This is a genomic window from Corallococcus sp. AB030, from assembly GCF_003668965.1.
Taxonomy (GTDB): Bacteria; Myxococcota; Myxococcia; order Myxococcales; family Myxococcaceae; genus Corallococcus; species Corallococcus exiguus.
Genome location: NZ_RAWQ01000060.1, coordinates 1 through 18,143 on the forward strand (window position 1 = coordinate 1; position 18,143 = coordinate 18,143).

The following is an 18,143-nucleotide window of genomic DNA, read 5'->3' on the forward strand; positions in this document are numbered from 1 at the left end:
CCCCCCCACCCCGCCGCCGGTGGTGCGCGACGTGGAGCTGGCGTCGAAGGTGGAGGCGCTCACGCAGCAGGTGGCGGACCTGGAGCGCATGGTGGCGCAGCAGGCGCGCGTGATGCGCGCGATGATGGACGCGCTGGAGGCCCGGGGCGCGTTGACCCGCGAAGAGGTCCAGGCAAAGGCACGGTGAAAACAGCATGACGCTCCTCTTCTCCGAAAAGCTGAAGCTGGAGCTCACCGTCACCGCGGGCGAGCAGGCCTTCGCCATTCCCGGTGGGCAGGTGCGGGACTTCTCGCTGCGGATGACGCCCACGGGCTTCAGCTGCGAGCTGACGTTCTGGACCTCGCTGGAGAAGGCGGACGCGGCGCTGTTCACCGCGTTCAGCAAGCCGGACCTGGTGCGGGTGCGGCTGGCGCTGTCCGGCGTCTTCAACCCGCCGCCCACGCCGCTGGTGGTGCAAGGCATCGTCACGGAGAAGCGCGTCAGCGGCACCGCGCACGGCAACAAGGACAGCGTGGCGGTGGCCTTCCGCCAGTACACGGTCCTCTTCGAGGACCCCGCGCGCGTGCTCTGGAAGCAGCACCGCCCGGTGGAGCTGCACACGGCGAAGAAGCTGTCGGACCTGCTGGACGCGCACAAGCCCGGCGGCCTGCTGCTCACCTACGACTGGGACGCGCTGGAGGCGAAGCAGGCCGTGGTGTGCCTGGGCATCGGGGACGACCACGCGGCCGCGAGCTTCTACGACTTCGTCCTCTGGTTCGTGGACACGCGCGGCGGCGTGCTCACCTACGACAGCCCCAAGGACACGTACACCTTCTCCGCGAAGAAGCTGGCCACGGGCACCGTCACCGGACTCAGTCGCAAGCACGTGTCGCGCGTGGACGTGGAGATGCCGCCCGTCATCCGGCACAGCACGCGGGTGCTCAACGGCTTCGGGGCCGGGGCAACCACGGTGGCGCTGGAGCAGTCCCAGTCGGTGGCGGGCATCCAGCACGACATGCTGGTGCGCACGCCCATCGCGACGGAGGCGGAGCAGCGTCAGTCCGTGGAGAAGGGGCGCCTGCGCGTGCGCAAGCGGCGGCTGCGGCTGACGTTCTCCGACGTGCCGCCCATCGCGCTGCACCCGGGGGCGTTGATCAAGCTGGACGGCGGGCGGTGGAGCCCGGACCTCACGGGCCTGGGGGAAGACCATCGCGTCGCGGAGCTGGCCTTCGACGGAGTGGGGCTCCAGGCCGGTCCGCATGACGGGCAGCAGGAGACGATGCAGGGCTACACGGTCTCCCTGTCCGTGCTGCTGGAGCAGAAGTCGGATCCGGTGCCGGAGCTGCCCGCGTACCGGCCGCCCCGCTACCCCATCTACGTCGAGGGCAAGATGCACAGCCCCGGCGGCGAGGCCACGGACCGCATCTACCTGCAGGTGGATGATCAGAAGACGTCCGTGACGAACTACCGGGTGGCCATTCCCCTGTGGAACAAGACGGTGAGCGTGCCGGCGGAGCCCGGTGAGTTCCCGGGGGAGTTCTACTTCCCGCCGTACAAGAACGAGCGGGTGCTGGTGGCGCTGCACTTCGACCACGCGGCGCTGCACCGCTTCCTGGACTGGGGCGAAGGCGTGCGCATGCCCCAGGACAGCCAGGGCGATCAGATCCTCTTCGGCAAGAACGGCGCGAACCAGACGGCGCTCACGCACGACTTCAAGGACAACAAGCCGGTGTGGAACCTGGGGCGGGTGAACTCCAACGACACGGAGATCATCCGCCTGTCGGAAGGGCACCTGCTCATCCAGACGAAGGAGAACCCCGGCGGCGCCGCCACCACGCCCACGTACGACGTGACGCCGCAGGTGGAGACGGCGAAGGGCGATCTCACCGCGGGCGTGGACGGCGCGGTGAGCGACGCGACGGCGGCGTACAAGGAGTCCTCGGCGGCGGTGAACTCCAAGTTGAACGCGGCGACGGAGGAGACGGGCGCGGCCCTCTCCGCCGCGGAGGCCCAGGTGAAGGGCAAGGCCGCTGAATCCCGCGCCAAACTCACTGGCGCGCTCAACGGCGTGGATGGCCAGACGGGCGCGCTCTCCGGCGCAGCCGCTGAAGCCAAGGCCGCGCTCGCGGGGCTGAAATGAACGAACTGCGCGCCACCGTGGCGAAGCACAAGGCAACCGTGGAGGGCTTCGGCTCCGGCATCACGCCGCGCCTCGCCACCGCGAAGGGCGAAGTGGAGACCCTGGCCCAGGGCGTCGTGCAGCAGGTCGCCGCACTCCGTCCCTCCATCAGCGCGTCGCTGGGAGCGCTGCTCACGCAGGTGAACGCGACGAAGGTGACGCTGGCGGACCCCTCCCCTCGCTTCGACGCGCTGGCCACGGAGGTGGCGGGCCACCAGCAGACGCTGACCGCCTCCAGCACCACGGCGCGCACGCAGGCGGAGTCACTGGGGAAGGAAGCGACGGCGAAGAGCCAGGGGATGGAGGCGCAGGCGAAGTCGTCCGTGGAGTCGTCGCAGGGACAGCTCACCGCGCTCCAGCAGCAGGTGGCCCAGAAGTGCGACGCGGACAAGAAGTCCTTCGACGCGAAGCTCGCGAAGCGCAAGGGCTCCAAGGAGGAGACGGAGGCCCGCCGCGCGCAGGGCTACGCGCTGATTGATCAAACGCGCTCGCAGCTCACGCAGGACCTCACGGGCGTGGGGTCCACCCTCACGGCGGCGTTGGCGGCGGTGCTGGTGCGGCTGACCACGTCGCGCGACGCGGCGACGGGCCGGAGCACCCAGCTCACCTCCACGCTGGACGGCGCGGTGAAGAACCCCGTGAGCGCGCTGAAGACGCTGCACCAGGAGATCCTCAACGCGGGCACCACGGCGAAGGAAACCCACAAGCAACAGCAGTCCGTGCTGGAGGGCCAGCGCAAGACGCTGGTGGATCAGCTGATGGCCGCGGCGGCGGCGGCGGCCGCCATCGTGGATCCGCTGGACACCCAGGTGGCCCCGTCGCTGACGGCGGGCAAGACGCAGGCGGACGGAGCGCTGGACACGCTGGGCAAGACGATTGGCGGACAGGTCGCCAGCGTCACGGCGCAGCTCACGGCGGTGGAGAAGCTCATCGAGCAGGTGCAGAAGCAGGTGGAGACCGCCATCAAGACGGTGAGCGGCACCATCGACAGCGTGGTGCAGGGCGCGCTCACGGCGGTGGAGACCGTCAAGGCGCCGCTGAAGGCCACGCTGGAGGCGGCCTTCACCACGCTGGACACGCTGGTCGCGACCATCAGCGCCCTCAAGCAACAGGTGATGGCGCTGTTCGAAGCGCTGCCGCAGATGCTCGAGCAGCTCCAGACCCTCTTCCAGCAGATCGTCGGCTCGCTGGAGTCGCTGCTGGAGCGGGCCATGGGCCTCCTGGACGCCATCCCGGCCGCGGACCTGCCCAAGCCGCTGGTGAACCCCGCGGTGCAGGGCATCAGCCAGGTGGTGGGGCAGATCACCACGCAGCTGGGCACCCTCTCCTCTCAAGTGGGCACGCAGCTCCAGGCGGTGCAGAAGACCATCGTGTCGCAGGTGGAGACGGTGCAGACCCAGGCCCAGACGCAGATTGACGCGGCCACGACGCAGGCCGTGACGCAGATGGGCACGCTCACCCAGTCCATCCTCCAGGGCATCGAGCAGGCCACCGCGCAGGTGGGCCAGATTGTCGCTGCGGCCGTCACGCAGATTGGCACCGTGAAGGACCAGGGCGTGCAGCAGATTGAGACCATGAAGCAGCAGGTCGCCGCCCGGGTGACGCCGCTGGACACGCAGGTGCCCCAGCGCCTGGAGGCCCTGGACGCGCAGGTGCGCTCCGGCATCGACGCGGCGGTGCAGGCCATGCAGACGGCGAGGGACTCCGCGGAGGGCCAGGTGACGTCCGCCAAGGGCCGGCTGGACTCGCAGCTGGGCGGCACGAAGACGTCCGTGGCGGCCGGGCTGACGTCGCTGGAGCAGGCTCGCAAGAGCGCGGACACGTCGCTCGCCACCCAGGCGGACTCGGCGCTCGCGGCCTTCAAGCAGCGCGCGGAGGGCCTGAAGACAGGCGCCCAGACGCAGGTGGACTCCATCTCCACCCAGGCCACGGGGCAGAAGCCGCAGCTCCTCTCCCCTCTGGACGCGATTGGCACCCAGCTCCAGGGGGGCGCCTTCGCGAAGCCAGTGACGGCGGCGAACGGCCGGGTGACGTCCGCGCTCAACGCGCTGGGGCCCCAGTTGGACGCGCTCGCGTCCTGAGTCCTTCTACTTGGGCGAGGCCAGGGTCACCGGAGGCTCGGGCGCCTTGGGCGCTTCCGGGGCTTTCGGAGGGCCGACCGGGGCCGGCGCGGAGTCCTGGGCGGACAGGCTCTTCTGCAGGTCCGTGCGGATGCGGCTCTCCTGCAGCTCGATGTCCACCGTCTTGGGCACCGGCACATCCAGCAGCGCCTGCCACGCGCCGTTGGGCGTGGTGAAGAGGAAGCTCACCGCCACCGCCTGCTCCGGCGGCAGGGGAATCTTCACCTGCTTCGTGCGGCTCGGGTAGATGACCACCGTCTGGAGCACGGAGTCGTCCGGGCTGATGACCTTGGCCGCGACGTCCGCGTAGCCCTCCGTCATCGACGTCTTCGACACCGTGCGGATGAGCATGTACAGCGGCCGGCCCTGGTTGGTGCCCGCGGGCGCGTTGACGTTCACCGTCAGGCTGGGCGCCGCGCAGCTGCCCACCACCACCGCTGTCACCAGACCCGCCGCCAGCCTCACGCCCCTGTCCTTCATGGCACCACCCCACGGAATGGCGCCCAAGGCTCGCCGCGCAACCCGAAGCTGATCTCCAGCACCTTCTCGTTCGCCGCCAACCCGCGACCCGGCAGCACCCACACCACGTTCGACTGGTCCGTCAGCGTCGCGGACTCCAGCAGGCGGAAGCAGTTCCAGGACGACTCGGACATCTCCATGGAGCGGTAGCGCTTTCCATCCCGCTGCGGCGAGCGCAGCTCCACGCCGATGGACGACGGCTGCGGGCTCCACCAGCTCAGGGGGAAATCACCCCACGCCGGCCGCTGGTTGAAGCCGAATGACGCCGCCCCGCCGCACTTCAGGAACGACAGCGTCACGAAGCTGTCCGGCGTGGGCGCCGTCGGCAGCGGCAGCGGCCGCACCTGCATGGCGATGGGACGGGCCTTGCCCTCGTCGTCCCACAGGAGCTTCGACAGGCGGCCCAGCTGGCCCAGCGCGGAGAGCATGCGCGGCGGCAGCAGCAGCCGGGACTTCAGCGGATAGCGCACCGACCAGTCCGTCCCCCGCTCCTCCACCACCGGCGCCAGCACTTGCGTGACGAAGCCCCAGAAGGCCCCGTCCTTGCGGCGCAGCACCTCCAGCTCCACCGGATCCACTTCCTGCGACGCGCTGGGGTTGAACGGATAGCGCTTCACCAGCGGGTCCAGCGTGCGGCGGGCCTGGTAGGTCCACTGCTCCGCGATGACGCGCTCCAGCTCCGCGCGGCCCCGGTTGCGCACGACGATGAAGGGCTGGCGGAACGGCTGACGGAACTCGCCCACCAGGCCGTGCTGATCCAGCCACGCGTCCACCCGGCGCAGATACGAGTCCTCCTCCTCCAGCAGCATGCTCAGCGCCACGCGCCCCACCGGCGACAGCATCTCCGCCAGCTGCGACCCCGCCGAGGACGCCGTCGCGCCAGCGGCTCCAGGCGCCGCGGGGTCCTTGGGCGCGGCGGGCTTCGCGGCCGCGGGCTTCGCGCCAGACAGCTCCTGCTGCAGCTGCGACACCAGCGTGGTGTAGGCCGCCAGCTCCACGATCGCGCCGCTCTTGTCCGGCGTCATCAGCTGCACGATCGGCTTGAAGGGCGCCACCGCGTCGCGCATGGGCGCGTAGTACTCGCTCTCCAGCGGGCCCACGCTGGCGCGGGTGGCCACGTCGCGCAGCATCGCCTCCAGCGGTGACGACGGCTGCAGCAGCACGGACAGGTCGCTGGACAGCGAACCTCGCGGCGTGGTGCGGAAACGGTAGCCCCGGTAGGTCGCGTAGAGGTCCTGGCCGTAGCGCTTCGCGAAGGTCTGCACCTTGCCCTGCACGAAGGTGGCGCGCTCCACGGCCTCCTCGCGCGACAGGCTGGACTTGGCGAGCCGCTCCGTGAACTCGTCCACCAGCGGGGCCAGCTGCGCCTCGAAGGCGGCCTTGCCCAGCACCTTGCCCACCACCGGGAGCGTCCCGCTGGTGAACTCCGTGTCGTCGTCCCCCACCCCTTCGGTCGCCACTTCCGACGTCGTCTCGCCCGCGCGCGGGTTGAACGAATCCGCGTTGAACGGCGTGCGGCCCGTCTCCTTCAGCGAGCGCAGCGTCTTGTCCAGGAGCTGCCGCGACACGTCCATGGGGCGGAACACGAAGTCGCGCCGGAGGACCTCCACCTGGTAGCGCGCGTCGCCGTCACTGGGGGCGAAGAGGCCGTCCGCGCGGGTGAGCAGCTCCGCGGGCGTCATGCGGGCGGCGGCGCGCAGGGCGGCGTCCGTTTCGTCCTCCATGCGCAGGATGGCCTCCAGCGTCTGGCGGTTCTGGCGCAGCCAGTCCAGCGAGTCCAACAGGCTGCCCACGCCCTTCAGCTGGCTGGCGTCCGGCTCCGCGTCCGACGCGTTGATGAGGTCCATCACCTTGCGGGCGGAGCTGTACGGCGCGCTCTCCGCCAGCGAGGCGCGCAGGCGCTCACGGTCGTCCGCCAGCGCGCGCCACCGGGCCAGATCCAGCTCCTTCGCGGCCAGCGTGTCCTGCAGCTGCATGAAGTGGTCGCGCCACGGGCCCAGCAGGCCATCCATCGTCAGCCAGGCGAAGGGCCAGCGAGTCCAGGGGACGTTCTCGTCGAAGGGCTTGTCGCTGGCGATGACGTAGTTGGCGATCATCGGCTCCGCCAGGCCCATCGCCTCCAGCCAGTTGTGCTCCTGGTCGGTGCTGGCCAGGCTCAGCCCGAAGGCCTCCGTCGTCCACCCCAGCTGCTTCTTGTGCGTCCCCTGCACGCTGCGCAGCACGAACTGGCCCAGGGCCTCATTGCGCGAGGCGTACAGCACGCCCAGCGTGTAGAGCACCTGCTCCGGACGGCACAGCGTCTCCAGGTGGCAGCTGTCATCCACCGAGGGCGCCGGGATCAGCGGCGTGGCGCGCGTGCCCCGGCTGGCGAACGCGGGCGCGGGCTGGCAGCCGGGAATCAGGCTCGGGCAGCGCCGGCACTGGTCCTGGCACTTCTCCAGCATCGGCTTCAGGTAGGACATCCGGATGCTGCGCGCGAGCCGCGCCCGCAGCTCCTCCCACTCGTCGGTGAAGCTGTGGGCCAGGGGCGGCCAGTAGCGCGTGGCGCCCCAGAGGTCCTCCATCGCCTTCACCGCGTCGGTCGTCTGGGACTCCACCACGGAGCCGGACACGCTCTGGTTGCGATCCTCCAGCCGCTGCACCGTCACCTGGAACGCGTCCAGCTTGTCCTGCGCGCGCAGGAGCAGCCGGTAGAAGTGCCCATACGCCAGCAGCACCGGCAGGCATCCCACCGCGAGGATGGCCGCGCACCGGCGCAGGTGCGTCCAGCGGTAGTCCCGGACGAGCAGCTCCGCCGGTTGATCCGCCTGCACCGCCAGCGCCCCGGTGGGCCGGGCATCCGCCCCTCCCGAGGACAGGTACACGCGCTGGAGCTTCAGCGGGTACGCCAGCGAGCCGCCCTCCAACAGCGTGGACACGAAGCGTCCCAGCGCAGCGAACGCCTCGCCGCCGCGCGAGTAGAAGGCCGCCAGCCGCTCGAACGCGTCCGGCGCCAGCGAGGTGAGCCCCAGCGCCAGGTACTTCTCCATGGGCTGGAGCGCTTCCCCCAGCTCCCCTTCCCTGCCGGGCGGCGGCACCGTCAGTTCCAGCGGCACGCCGTTCTGGCGCAGCAGCTGCGCGAAGTCCGCGTAGCCGTCCAGCGTGTCCATGTGCGTGAGGACCAGCCGCGTCTCCACGGGCGACTGGCACACCTCCGACAACAGATTGACCTTGCCGCGCAGCAGCTGGGTGACGCGCTTCACCTCGTCCGGAGACGTCTCCAGCAGCCAGTTGACCTTCAGGACGATGACGGCCCGGCCCACGTGCCGGCGCCCGAAGGTGGCCTTCCACAGCCGGCGCAGCGCACGCCGCGCGTGGCGTGAGTCATCCTCCAGCACGGGAGCGGCCAGCTCCTGCACCACGACCTCCGGCCCCAGGAACATCTTGAGGAGCGGGTCGTCCGTGTAGCTGGGCATGAACTGGCGCTGCTGCCGCTCCCAGTCCACCTCCGCTTCGATGAGGTCCGACTTGCCGCTGCCCGCCGGGCCCAGCACCACCAGCGTGGGGAAGTCCCGCACGGACGCGCGGAAGCGCCACGGCAGCTTCGCCAGGAACTGCTTGCGGATGGCCAGCAGTTGCCCGGACCCGAGCGGCTTCTGCTCGCCCGCGAGCGACGGGCCGCGCTGCTGCCGCTTGCGCCACCAGAGCGTCACGCCCACGCCAATGGCCGCGAGCACCACCACGATGCCCAACACGAGCACCCAGTGGGCCTTCAATGCCGCCAGCATGGACTGGATCGCGCCCACGTCAGCCGCCGCTCCTTCCGCCCGGCTTCACGGCCAACTGGAGCGCTTCGAGGACATCCTCCGCCTCCTCCAGCGTGGACGTCAGCTTCGCGCGCAGCTTCTCCTGCTCCTGCGGCGACGGAAGCATTCCATCCCCCGGTGGATCCAACGCCACCAGGCCCTCACGCACGGAGTCCAGCAGCGGCTGCACGCCCTCCTTCAGCGACCCCAGCTCCGAGCCCACCTGCTGCTCCAGCGCGTCCAGCAGCGCGAGCGTCTTGGGTGGAGCCTTGTGCGCCGGCGCGGGAGGCCGTGCGTCGTGTGTCGGGAAGGGCCTCAATTGGAGACCCACCACAGGAAGATGGGCAGCCCCAGCACGATGGCCGCCGTCACGGCGTAGTAGTGCACCGGGAAGTCATAGACGGTGGGCACCGCCGCGGGCACCACCGGCGCGGACGGCGCCATGGCCGCCGGCTGCGGGATGCGCTGCGAGATGCGGTCCTTGATTTCGCGGATGCGCTCCGGCTGCCCCACGAGGCGGCCCGTGAAGCCCGCGGCCAGGCAGAAGCGGATCATCTCGAAGACGATGGAGGGGGTATCGTTGCGACGCAACTTCTCTTCCACGAAGTCGTAGAAGAGGTCTCCGCCTGCATCAACCTGAAACAGATTCTGCTGCAGGAGTGGCCAGAGATGTTGCTCCGCGTCCGCCAGCCGCCGCAGCACCCACTCATCGAGGAAGTAGACGAAGGGACGGATCAGATCCTCCACTTCGTCCGGGCGCATGTCCGCGCCGAACGCGGCGCGCAGGCGCTCCAGCTCCACCATCAGCGCCTGCTCCAGGTGGCCCAGCGCCTCCGGCCCCACCCTGCCCTGCGGCCGGCGCGCACCCGGGGCGGGCTCGGCGGGCAGTGCCCGGTCGAGGAGCTGACGCACGCGACGCTGCGTGGCCAGGAGTGCGTTCCAATGCTCCAGTTTCATGCGTGTGTTTGTCTATGTTGGAAGCTGTAGCGGTCCCAATCCCGCCACCGAGGCCTTGAGATCAACAGTCGCCTCGTTGTTCCAAGCATCAAGCAGGTCCCTCAACTGCTCAAGAAAGCAGATGACGACAGGCTCGAAGCTTTGGTCGAAGGGCTCCATCACGGCCTCGTAAGCGTGGCGGATCCCCGAACCCTTGAGAGCGCTGTCGGGCACCACACTGAACTTCAACTCCTTGAGCCAGGGAAGGACGCGGCGGAACGGGCTCTCCGCGGGGGTCCCCAGGTGACCCAGCAGGGCGACCACCTCGTCGCGGCCCAGCGTGGGCTTGGCCTTCCACGCGAGGAATTGGGTCAACGCCTCGACATCATCCCGTAGCACGCTGTCGCGGTGCGGCTGCAGGCTGCCCACCGTCTGCCATTTCAAGCCTTCGATGTGACGGCCCGGCACGGACACCTCCACCCTGCCCGCCGCCTGCGCGGAGAACTGCGGCTGGTGCCACAGCGCCTCCAGGACGATCTTTCGCGGCGCCGTGAAGGCCTCCGGCATGCGCACGATGAGGCTCTGCCGGGACGCGAGCTTCTCGTCGAAGGTCTCGTCCACCTCGTAGCTGGGGCCCTTGCCGGGCAGGAACGCGGGCCTGAGCGGGGCCAGGCCCACCTTGGTCATCTCGAAGACGCCCGTCACCGAGTGCAGGGAGAACTCGCGCCCCGCGCTCATGCTGATGATGGGGTGCTCCGCGCGCGTGCCGTCCGCCACCACCACCTGCGCGGGCTCCGCCTTGAGGTTCACCACCGGCACGGTGAAGAGCTGGAAGAAGTCCGGGTGCAGCGAGCGGCCGACGTTCCAGTCCTTGTCCAGGTCCAGGCAGATGCAGAAGCGCATCCAGGAGCTGCCACGAGGCGGCGGCACCTTCACGTGCACGAAGAGCTGCTGCTCCGGGAACTGGAAGAACGCGCGCAGGCGCTGGAACGGATGCGCGTAGAGGCCGCTGTCGTCCGGCGCGGGCGGATCCCGGTTGAAGGACACCTCGCAGGGGCTGCCCACGGAGTGCTCATCCGCCTCCTCGTCGTAGACGACGCTCACCTGCTTCACGTGCTTGCGCAGCGCATGAAACACCGCCAGCGACGAGCGGTAGTCGTCCAGGTGCCGCACGTGCAGGCTGAGCACGTCGATGGCGTCCTTGCGCGCGAAGCGGGACTCGAAGCGGAGGATCAGCCGGTGGCCGCTGCGCACCTGGGGCACCACGTCCGTGCCCTTGAGGAAGATGGGCAGCACGCGCAGGTCGCGCTGGAGCCGGAAGGAGCCCGCCACCCCTTCCGCGGGCGTCAGGCGCAGCTCCGTGCCCCGGGTGAGGAGCACCGGCTCCACCATCTTCTCCGTGGGCACGGCCTGCGCCATGGCGGTGGCGGGCACGGGCTCCAGGAGGAAGTCGAAGAAGCCCGCGAACAGCCGGCGCCAGGTGGAGCGCAGGTTGTGCAGCGTGGCGTGCCGCGTCTGGACGGAGAAGAACGCCATCGCCTCGATGAGGCGGCGCACGTCCGGGTCCTCGCGATCCAACGGAGCCGCCGGGTGCCGCTCCTGGAAGCGCTGACGGAAGCGCTCCAGCCCGTCCAGCTCCGACAGGAAATCCAGGTAGATCTTCTCGGAGAAGTCCTTCACCGCCCGCTCTCCCGCCGTACGTCTGTCGTTGCCATGTGTGAGTCAGTCGTCTTCAGCCCAGCTTCACCAGGGTGCCGCCCACGCTGGTGATGGAGCCCTTCAGGTTCGCCATGCCGGAGCTCTCCAAATCGAGCTTGCCGGTGCCGGACACCTTGGTCATCGCGCCGGACATCTCCGCCTGCGACTTGCCGGCGAGCTTCAGCGTCACGCCGTCCACCTTGGCCTCGCCGCCGGACGTGACCATCTCCGCGCCCATGTTGCCCTTCATGGCCAGCTTGGACGTGGCCTCGATGTTCACGTTCGCGCTGGAGGACAGCTTCGCGTCGCTGGTGGCCGTCTGCGTGAGCTTCGCGCTCGTCTTGAGCGTCATGTCCTTGGTGCTCTCCACCGTGAACGTGTCCTGGCTGGTCCACTTGGACACGCCCTTGGACTTCATCGTGATGGTGTCGGTGTCGAACGTCAGGTCCTTCACCGTCACCACGATGCTGTCCTGCTTCTGCACGATGGTGCTCGTCTCCTGCTGGCCCTTCACCGTGATGGTGATGCTGGTGCCGTCCATCACGATGGTCTGGGTGATCTGATCATCCCCGTTTTCGACCTGGACGGTGATGCCCCCCTTCTTGTCCAGTTCGATCTTGCAGACCAGCGTTCCTGCCGCTCCCGGTCCTGAAGCTCCCATCGTCCCTCCCGCCTCAGGCGGACTCTTCCTTTACCAGGATGAGCAGGTTGCCTTCCTTGAGCTCGACCTTCTCCGTGTCGCTCTCGTTCGTGCGCTGCAGGCGCCACAGCGGCTTGTTGTCCTCGTAGAAGTGCCGCATGGACGTGCCGCTCGTCGTGGTCTTGCCGACGAGCAGGTGCACGCCCTGTCCGTCCGAGGGCAGGCGCGCGCCCGCTCGCCAGTCCAGGTTGCGCTTGAGCCACGCGCGCAGGAAGTCCAGCGCCACCAGCACCCGGGCGCCCTTGTAGGCCGGGAAGTAGAAGTGCCCCGGCTGGAGGTTCGCGTTGAAGGGCACCTGGATGATCTGGTTGGCGAAGAGCGGCAGCTTCACCTTGTAGCTGTCCAGCGACGTGGCCTCGTCCGTGTACGCCTGCCAGGTCTCGTCCTTCTTCTCGCCCACTTCGCTGACGATGAGCCCCTCCACGAAGCGCGGGAACACCGGCGCGGTGAAGGGCGGCAGGTCCGTGTGCAGTTCGGCCTTCTTCTCCAGCCGCGTGGTGAAGGAGATGAGATAGCGGCTCTCCGGCTTGGGCCGGCGCGTGGGCTCCTCTCCTCCGGGCCCGGACGCCTCCCCGCCCGCCGGGATCTCCCCCTCCTCCACGGGCAGCGGATCCGCGCGCAGGTGCATCCGGCGCACCCGGAAGTCCTGCGTGACGGGCACGCCCGCCGCCGTCCACCCCGCGGTGTCCGGCAGCTTCACCAGCGCGCCCGGGGCGAAGGCCACCGCCGGGAAGCGATTCCAGGTGAGCTCCACCTCCAGGCCGCGCACCTTGAGGCGCGCCGTCTCCAGCGTGGCGCGGGCCTGCACGTCGTCCGCGATGTCCGTGCGCAGGAGCACGTCCTGACGGACGCCGGTGACGGCCTGGGCGTTGGTGATGGCCTGGTTCTTGGGGCTCTCCGCGGCCGCGTTGAGGATGGCCACATCGTGGCGCGCGACCTCCGGGAACACCACCGACACGCGGTCCACGTCCGCCGCGCGCAGCGTGAGGGGCGTGGGGCTGGCGTCCTTCGCCGCGCGCAGCTGATAGCCCTGCGCCGTGTAGTCGTACGCCAGCACGCCGTTGCGCGTGTGCACGAACCAGACGACGAAGTCGTAGAAGCTGGCGCCGGACTCCGGGGACAGGCCCAGGAAGATGAGCGGCAGCGTCTTGGCCAGCTGCGCGTCCCAGTCGTTGGCCAGGGTGATCTTGTCGCCCTTGTGCGCGTCCAGCACGTCCTGGAGCGTCTTCTGCGTGTAGAGCACGCACGGGTAATGCTGCTTCCACAGGAGCCGCGCGGGGTCCACGAAGCGCACGGTGTAGTGCCGGTAGGTGATGCCCGCGCCCTTGGCCTGGGCGACGCCCTCCTCCGTGAGGGACTTGTCCTGCACCAGCCCCTTCACCTTCAGCGACGTGAAGGTGGGCTTCGTCGCCGTATCGGAGTGCACGGCCTTCAGCTCCAGCGCCACCTCCACCAGGTCCGGCTTGAGGAAGTCCGCCAGCAGCTTGTCCTGCTTCTGTCCGCCGTGCCCCGTCTCGTCGAGCACGCGGAACTCCACCCTCCCCTCGTGCCCCCAGCCGTGCAGGTCCAACTCGAAGGCGAGCACGTCCGCCGAGGGGATGGCGTGCGCCGTCCCGCCGATGGTGAGCGTCAGGCCCAGGTCCAGGCGGTCGGCGAAGGCCATCAGGTGTCCTCCGCCTGCACGCGCACCCGGCCGGTGGTGGAGTGGAACAACAGCGACAGGTGACACGGCTGCCCGTTGAAGGTGCCCTTGCAGTCGAAGTACAGCCACAGCGAGCTGTCGCGTCCGCGCAGCTTCACTTCCGGCCCCACCAGCCGGGGCTCGTGCTGGGTGACTTCCTGCTGGATCTCCGCGGTGAGCGCCTCCACCAGCTCGCGCGTGCCCAGCTTCTCCGTGTACCCGCCCAGCCCGAAGTCATGCATGAAGAAGCCGTAGCCCTTCTTCGTGTTGAGCACGGCTTCGATGTTGCGCATCACGTGCTCCAGGCTGTCGCGCGAGTTGGTGCGCTCCCTGCGAGTCGCGAACTTGTCCAGGAACGGTGCGCGCGCCATGGCGTCTAGCTCCTCCGCCAGAACAGCGACGTCTGGGCGCCCCGGAGCGCGGGCGTCACGTAGAAGGCCAGGCCGTCCTCGCGCAGCGCGTGCTGCCACTCCTCGCCGTTGCTCAGCAGGTACCAGTCAATCTCCGGCCCCAGCGCGTGCGGGAAGGACGGATACGGCACGTGCTTGAAGGGCACGCCCTTCAGGGCCTGCCTGCGCACCAGCGGCAGCCTCGTGGGGCTGGCCAGCTTCACGCCGTCCAGCGGCGTGCGCTCCCCGGGCTGGGTGCGCTGCACCAGGAGGTAGGCCTCGCTGGCGGAGCGGATCTCCGGCGGCAGCGGCGTCATCTGGTACTGCCCTTCCTTCGCCTGGAAGGCCTTGTGCGTGGAGCGCGTGGCCTCGGGCTGGAAGCTGCGCTGGAGCAGGCGGATCCACCCGCCCAGGGCCTCGTTCAGCCCCTCGTGCTGGTACACCGGCATCTGCTCGTCCGGGAGCATCTCCAGGTAGCAGCACGCCTCGAAGTACAGCCGGCGAAGCGCGTCGAACAGGTGGTACGGGTGCACGTACACCTGCCGGAACATGTCCCGGCGCAGCGCGATCAGCCGCTGCACTTCAAAGAGCGCCCGGCGCGCGTTGGTGAGCCGGTCCGTGCGCAGGTACGTGTCCGAGATGTTGGTGAGCAGCTGCTGGCGCACCTGATCCAGCAGATCATCCAGCGTGGAGAGCAGCTTCTCCAGGAAGGGGTTGGGCCCCACGAGCAGGAGCGCGGGCACCCAGTCCGCGGACGTGTGCCACGCGCCGTCCTCGTCCTGGGATACGGCGGCCAGCCCCAGGGACGCGACGGTCCCGTCCAGCACCGGCTCCGTGGACAGTTGCAGCTTGTGCAGCACGCGCTGGATGACCGGCGGATCATCCGCGTACAGGCGGATGCCCTCCGCGCTGACGGTCTCCTTCAGCACGTGCAGGTAGACGATGAACTCCGTCTTGCCGACGGCTTCCAGCGACAGCGGCGCGATGACGGAGTTGCCCGGGACGTCCATCAGGTCCCCGGCCTTGGTGACGACGGTGAGCGCGGAGATGGACAGGCTGCCGCTCTGGAGGAGCGACTCGTTCCAGGCCATGTTCGCGATGCCGTACGACGGCAGGCCGGACAGGGTGGCATGGAGGCGGATCTCCGCGTCCAGCGCGTCCTCCTGCGCGACGAAATGCTCCGGAAGAAGCGTCTGGCCTACGTGCCAGCGGACCCGTGCGAGCTTGTACCGCTGCATACGCCGTTCTTTCCTTCCACCCGCCTGACCCAGGCCGGGAGCGAGACCTGCTCCCAGCCCGGTTTAGACTCAGACCGCGGCCAACGCTACTTGGCGGCCGCTTCGGTGATGCCCCACTTCTTCGCGATCTTCTTGGCGGACGAGGTCGCCAGGTTCAGCGACTGCTCGGCTGCCTGCGGCTTGATGCCAATCTGGAACGTGAAGTTCTTGGGAGACTGGACCTCGCGCGACTCGTTGTCCGCGACGGACATGTTCAGGTCGTCGCCGTTCTTCTCGAGCAGGCCCTTCATCTCCGCGTCCAGGAAGTTGGACTTGAAGTACTTCTTCCCGATGGGGTCGTACTCGTAGATGACGTACTTGAAGTTGACTTCAATGTTGCTGAAGTTGCCCAGCAGCATCTCCGCCACCTTCTGCTTATTCGCCACCGACACCTGGCCGGAGAAGTACATGGCGTCCGTCACGCCCGTCTCCCACAGGTAGTGGTTGAGCACCGCGACGACCTTGTCGCCGATGGCCGCGTCCGGGTTCTCAGGATCCTTGATGGTCTCCTGATCCGGCGCCAGGGCCTGACCGCCAATGGTGATGGCGGTGATGTAGCCCACGGGGGACTGCTTGTCCTTCTTGAAGTTGAAGCCCTGATACACGTCCAGGTTCCGCGAAAACTGGGGCATCTGTCACTCCAGGGTAAGCGGGGCAGGCACTCACCTGCCCCAGGTGGGATGCGGCTTAACCGAGCCGCGACTCGAGCATCAGCTCCACGTTGAGGCCTTCGAACTGGATGTGCGGGAGCACGGCCAGCTTGCAGTCGTACCAGCCGATCTCACCGGGACGCGGGAACACCGCCACGCTGCTCGCCTTGAACGGGAAGCGGCGCACGGTGAGGTCGTCCGGGTTGGCCACGGTCGTGACGTAGTTGGACAGCCACGAGTCCAGCTGGCGCTGGATGTAGGGCGCGTCCGCCGTGTTGCCGATGTTGTCGCGCATGATGCACTTCACGTAGTGCGCCAGACGCGTGATGGAGAACGTGTAGGCCAGGTTCGTGACGAGCTGCGAGTTCTCCGAGTCCTTGGGGTCCTTGAACGTCTTGGAGACCTTGGCGGACTGGGTGCTGAAGAACGTCGCGTCGCTGGAACCCTTGCGGTACACGAGCGGGATGAAGCCGCTTCTCGCGAACTCGTACTCGCGGTAGTCCGGGATGGCGATCTCCACCGGGGCCTTGATCTCCTCCTGGCCGCGCAGGGAGAAGGTGTCCACGGGCAGGCCGGAGATGAGGCCACCGCCCTTGGGGCCGCGGATGGACTGGCACCAGCCGCTGATCTCGAACGCCTTCACCATGTTGCGCGCGAGCAGGATGGCGGAGTTGCCCCACAGGTACTTGTCGGAGTCGCCGCGCGCCGTCTCGGTGAAGTTGAGGACGTCGCAGGGGTTCTTGTCCGGGTGCCAGGGCAGGCGCAGCACGTAGCGCGGGAAGGTCAGGCCCACGTACGCGGCCTCCTCCGTGTCGCGGAACGCGTTCCAGCGGCCGAACCGCGGGTGGGCGAGCACGCCCTCCAGGTTCTTGATGGCCTCCATCTCCTCGATGGTCTCGCAGCCGAAGAACTTGTGGTTCACGGCGGAGATGAACGGCGCGTGCGCGGCGTTGGAGACCTTGGCCATGCGCTGCAGCCAGGTGAGGTCCGCGGGCGACGAGGAGAAGTCGTACAGGCCGACGATGGCGCCGAAGGGACGGCCACCGTACTGGTCGTACTCCTGGATGTAGACCTTGTCGAACAGCGCTCCGGCGAAGATGTTGCTGGAGTTGTTCTCGAAGTCCTCCGCCAGCTCATCCTTGGCGACGTCCAGGATGTCGATGGCGATGTTGGCCTTGAAGTTGGTGTGGTCGACCAGGTCCTCCAGGCCGCGCCACGTGGACTCCAGCTTCTGGAAGGTGTCGTTGTGGAGGATCTCGTTCATCTGCACGTCGATCATGCGATCGATGCGGCTGATGACGTCCAGCACCTGGCCCTTGTCGAAGCGGGCGGTGTTGTCCGGGCCCTCCACGGGGGCCACGTTCTGCAGCAGCGCGGCGACGCTGGAGAGGAAGCGGCTCTCCAGGGTGACCTGCTGCTCGTCGCCGGCGGGCGCGAAGTTGGTGGTGATCATCGGCGCCGATTCCTGGGGCGGATCGAGCCGGACGCTGGTGAACAGGCGCTTCAGGTAGGTGGTCTCAGCCATGGCGGAGTCCTTTTAGAAGTCGAAGGGGTTGGGAAGGCGGATCAGGAAGCGGCCGGGGGCTTGGCGCCCGCGGCGACGGTGGCGGCGACCGCGGCCGTGGCGGCGGCGGCACCCCCGGCGGGCTTGCCAGCGGCGGCGGCGGCACCGGCGGCGGGCGCGTCCGTCTTCGCCGTCTCTCCGGCGGGCAGGCGCATGGTCTCGTAGCCCTTCAGCTCGTTGAGCAGCTCCTTGAGCGCATCCGGCTTGGAGAACAGCTCGTAGAGCTCGCGGCGCAGGTCCTTGCGGTTGTCGATGTTCGACTGCATCTCCACGAGGAGCGTCTTCAGGAGCAGCAGCGCCTTGAGCTTCGGCACGTGCTTGACGATCTCATCCGGGTGGAAGGACTTCATCCGGTCGATGGGGAGCGTGACGTTCAGCTCCTCCTCCACGTCCGGGTTGATGCGGTTGGCGACCTGGAAGTTGGCGGACATCTTCATGTCCTTCATCAACTCGTCCAGGTTGCGGCCGTCCACGGAGCGCAGCTTGCGCGTCTCCAGGTCCGTCTTGCGGTCCTCGGAGGTCCCCAGCGAGTAGTCGCCCATGACCAGGAGGCGCAACGGCAGGTTCACCGTCTCCTGCTCGCCGTTGATGGTGGTCCGGTACGTGAGGGTGATGCGGGATTTGGGAAGCTGGTCCTGAATGGCCACGGTGACTCCCTGACAATC

The 18,143-nt window shown here is 68.6% G+C and carries 14 protein-coding genes and 1 pseudogene; 3 read left to right on the top strand and 12 right to left on the bottom strand.

The annotated features are described in order from the left end of the window. The 3 genes and pseudogenes from D7Y15_RS16460 to D7Y15_RS16470 all read left to right on the top strand — a co-directional run. A pseudogene (locus tag D7Y15_RS16460) lies at positions 1-187 on the top strand (hypothetical protein); the annotation flags it as partial. 7 nt (positions 188-194) lie between these two features. Further along, positions 195-2,120, top strand: a complete 1,926-nt coding sequence (locus tag D7Y15_RS16465; protein ID WP_121753180.1) for a hypothetical protein — start codon at positions 195-197, stop codon at positions 2,118-2,120. Next, a complete protein-coding gene (locus D7Y15_RS16470) occupies positions 2,117-4,240 on the top strand; it encodes a hypothetical protein (protein ID WP_121753181.1) in 2,124 nt (707 codons plus the stop codon). Before D7Y15_RS16465 ends, D7Y15_RS16470 begins: the two co-directional genes overlap by 4 nt. A gap of 6 nt (positions 4,241-4,246) precedes the next feature. Here D7Y15_RS16470 and D7Y15_RS16475 read toward each other — a convergent pair whose 3' ends face one another. From D7Y15_RS16475 to tssB, 12 genes are all read right to left on the bottom strand, one after another. Next, positions 4,247-4,759 carry a hypothetical protein gene (locus tag D7Y15_RS16475; protein ID WP_120579054.1) on the bottom strand — a complete coding sequence of 171 codons (513 nt, stop codon included), beginning with the start codon at positions 4,757-4,759 and terminating at the stop codon, positions 4,247-4,249. Beyond that, positions 4,756-8,583: a type VI secretion IcmF C-terminal domain-containing protein gene (locus D7Y15_RS16480; RefSeq protein WP_120579039.1), complete on the bottom strand. Its 3,828-nt coding sequence runs from the start codon at positions 8,581-8,583 to the stop codon at positions 4,756-4,758. Before D7Y15_RS16480 ends, D7Y15_RS16475 begins: the two co-directional genes overlap by 4 nt. 1 nt (position 8,584) lies before the next feature. Then, on the bottom strand, positions 8,585-8,902 hold the full coding sequence (locus D7Y15_RS16485) for a hypothetical protein (RefSeq protein WP_233597241.1): 318 nt from the start codon (positions 8,900-8,902) through the stop codon (positions 8,585-8,587). Further along, positions 8,899-9,540, bottom strand: a complete 642-nt coding sequence (locus tag D7Y15_RS16490) for a DotU family type IV/VI secretion system protein (protein ID WP_120579040.1) — start codon at positions 9,538-9,540, stop codon at positions 8,899-8,901. Before D7Y15_RS16490 ends, D7Y15_RS16485 begins: the two co-directional genes overlap by 4 nt. Positions 9,541-9,552: 12 nt before the next feature. Beyond that, the gene (locus tag D7Y15_RS16495; protein WP_120579041.1) at positions 9,553-11,199 is read right to left on the bottom strand and encodes a type VI secretion system baseplate subunit TssF; all 1,647 of its coding nucleotides are present in this window, start codon (positions 11,197-11,199) and stop codon (positions 9,553-9,555) included. 52 nt (positions 11,200-11,251) lie between these two features. Next, entirely contained in the window at positions 11,252-11,878 is a 627-nt protein-coding gene (locus D7Y15_RS16500; RefSeq protein WP_120579042.1) for a hypothetical protein, read from the bottom strand. A 13-nt stretch (positions 11,879-11,891) separates the two neighbouring features. Next, complete coding sequence (locus D7Y15_RS16505; RefSeq protein WP_120579043.1) at positions 11,892-13,580, bottom strand: hypothetical protein; 1,689 nt, start codon at positions 13,578-13,580, stop codon at positions 11,892-11,894. After that, on the bottom strand, positions 13,580-13,969 hold the full coding sequence (locus tag D7Y15_RS16510) for a GPW/gp25 family protein (protein ID WP_120579044.1): 390 nt from the start codon (positions 13,967-13,969) through the stop codon (positions 13,580-13,582). Before D7Y15_RS16510 ends, D7Y15_RS16505 begins: the two co-directional genes overlap by 1 nt. Before the next feature lie 5 nt (positions 13,970-13,974). Then, a complete protein-coding gene (tssK, locus tag D7Y15_RS16515; protein ID WP_120579045.1) occupies positions 13,975-15,225 on the bottom strand; it encodes a type VI secretion system baseplate subunit TssK in 1,251 nt (416 codons plus the stop codon). Positions 15,226-15,311: 86 nt separating this feature from the next. Beyond that, positions 15,312-15,896 (bottom strand): hypothetical protein, encoded by a 585-nt coding sequence (locus D7Y15_RS16520; RefSeq protein WP_120599257.1) that lies wholly within the window; start codon positions 15,894-15,896, stop codon positions 15,312-15,314. 55 nt (positions 15,897-15,951) lie between these two features. Beyond that, positions 15,952-17,439 carry a type VI secretion system contractile sheath large subunit gene (tssC, locus tag D7Y15_RS16525; RefSeq protein WP_120579047.1) on the bottom strand — a complete coding sequence of 496 codons (1,488 nt, stop codon included), beginning with the start codon at positions 17,437-17,439 and terminating at the stop codon, positions 15,952-15,954. A gap of 41 nt (positions 17,440-17,480) precedes the next feature. Next, positions 17,481-18,125 (bottom strand): type VI secretion system contractile sheath small subunit, encoded by a 645-nt coding sequence (gene tssB / locus D7Y15_RS16530; protein ID WP_121753182.1) that lies wholly within the window; start codon positions 18,123-18,125, stop codon positions 17,481-17,483. Positions 18,126-18,143: the final 18 nt, after the last annotated feature.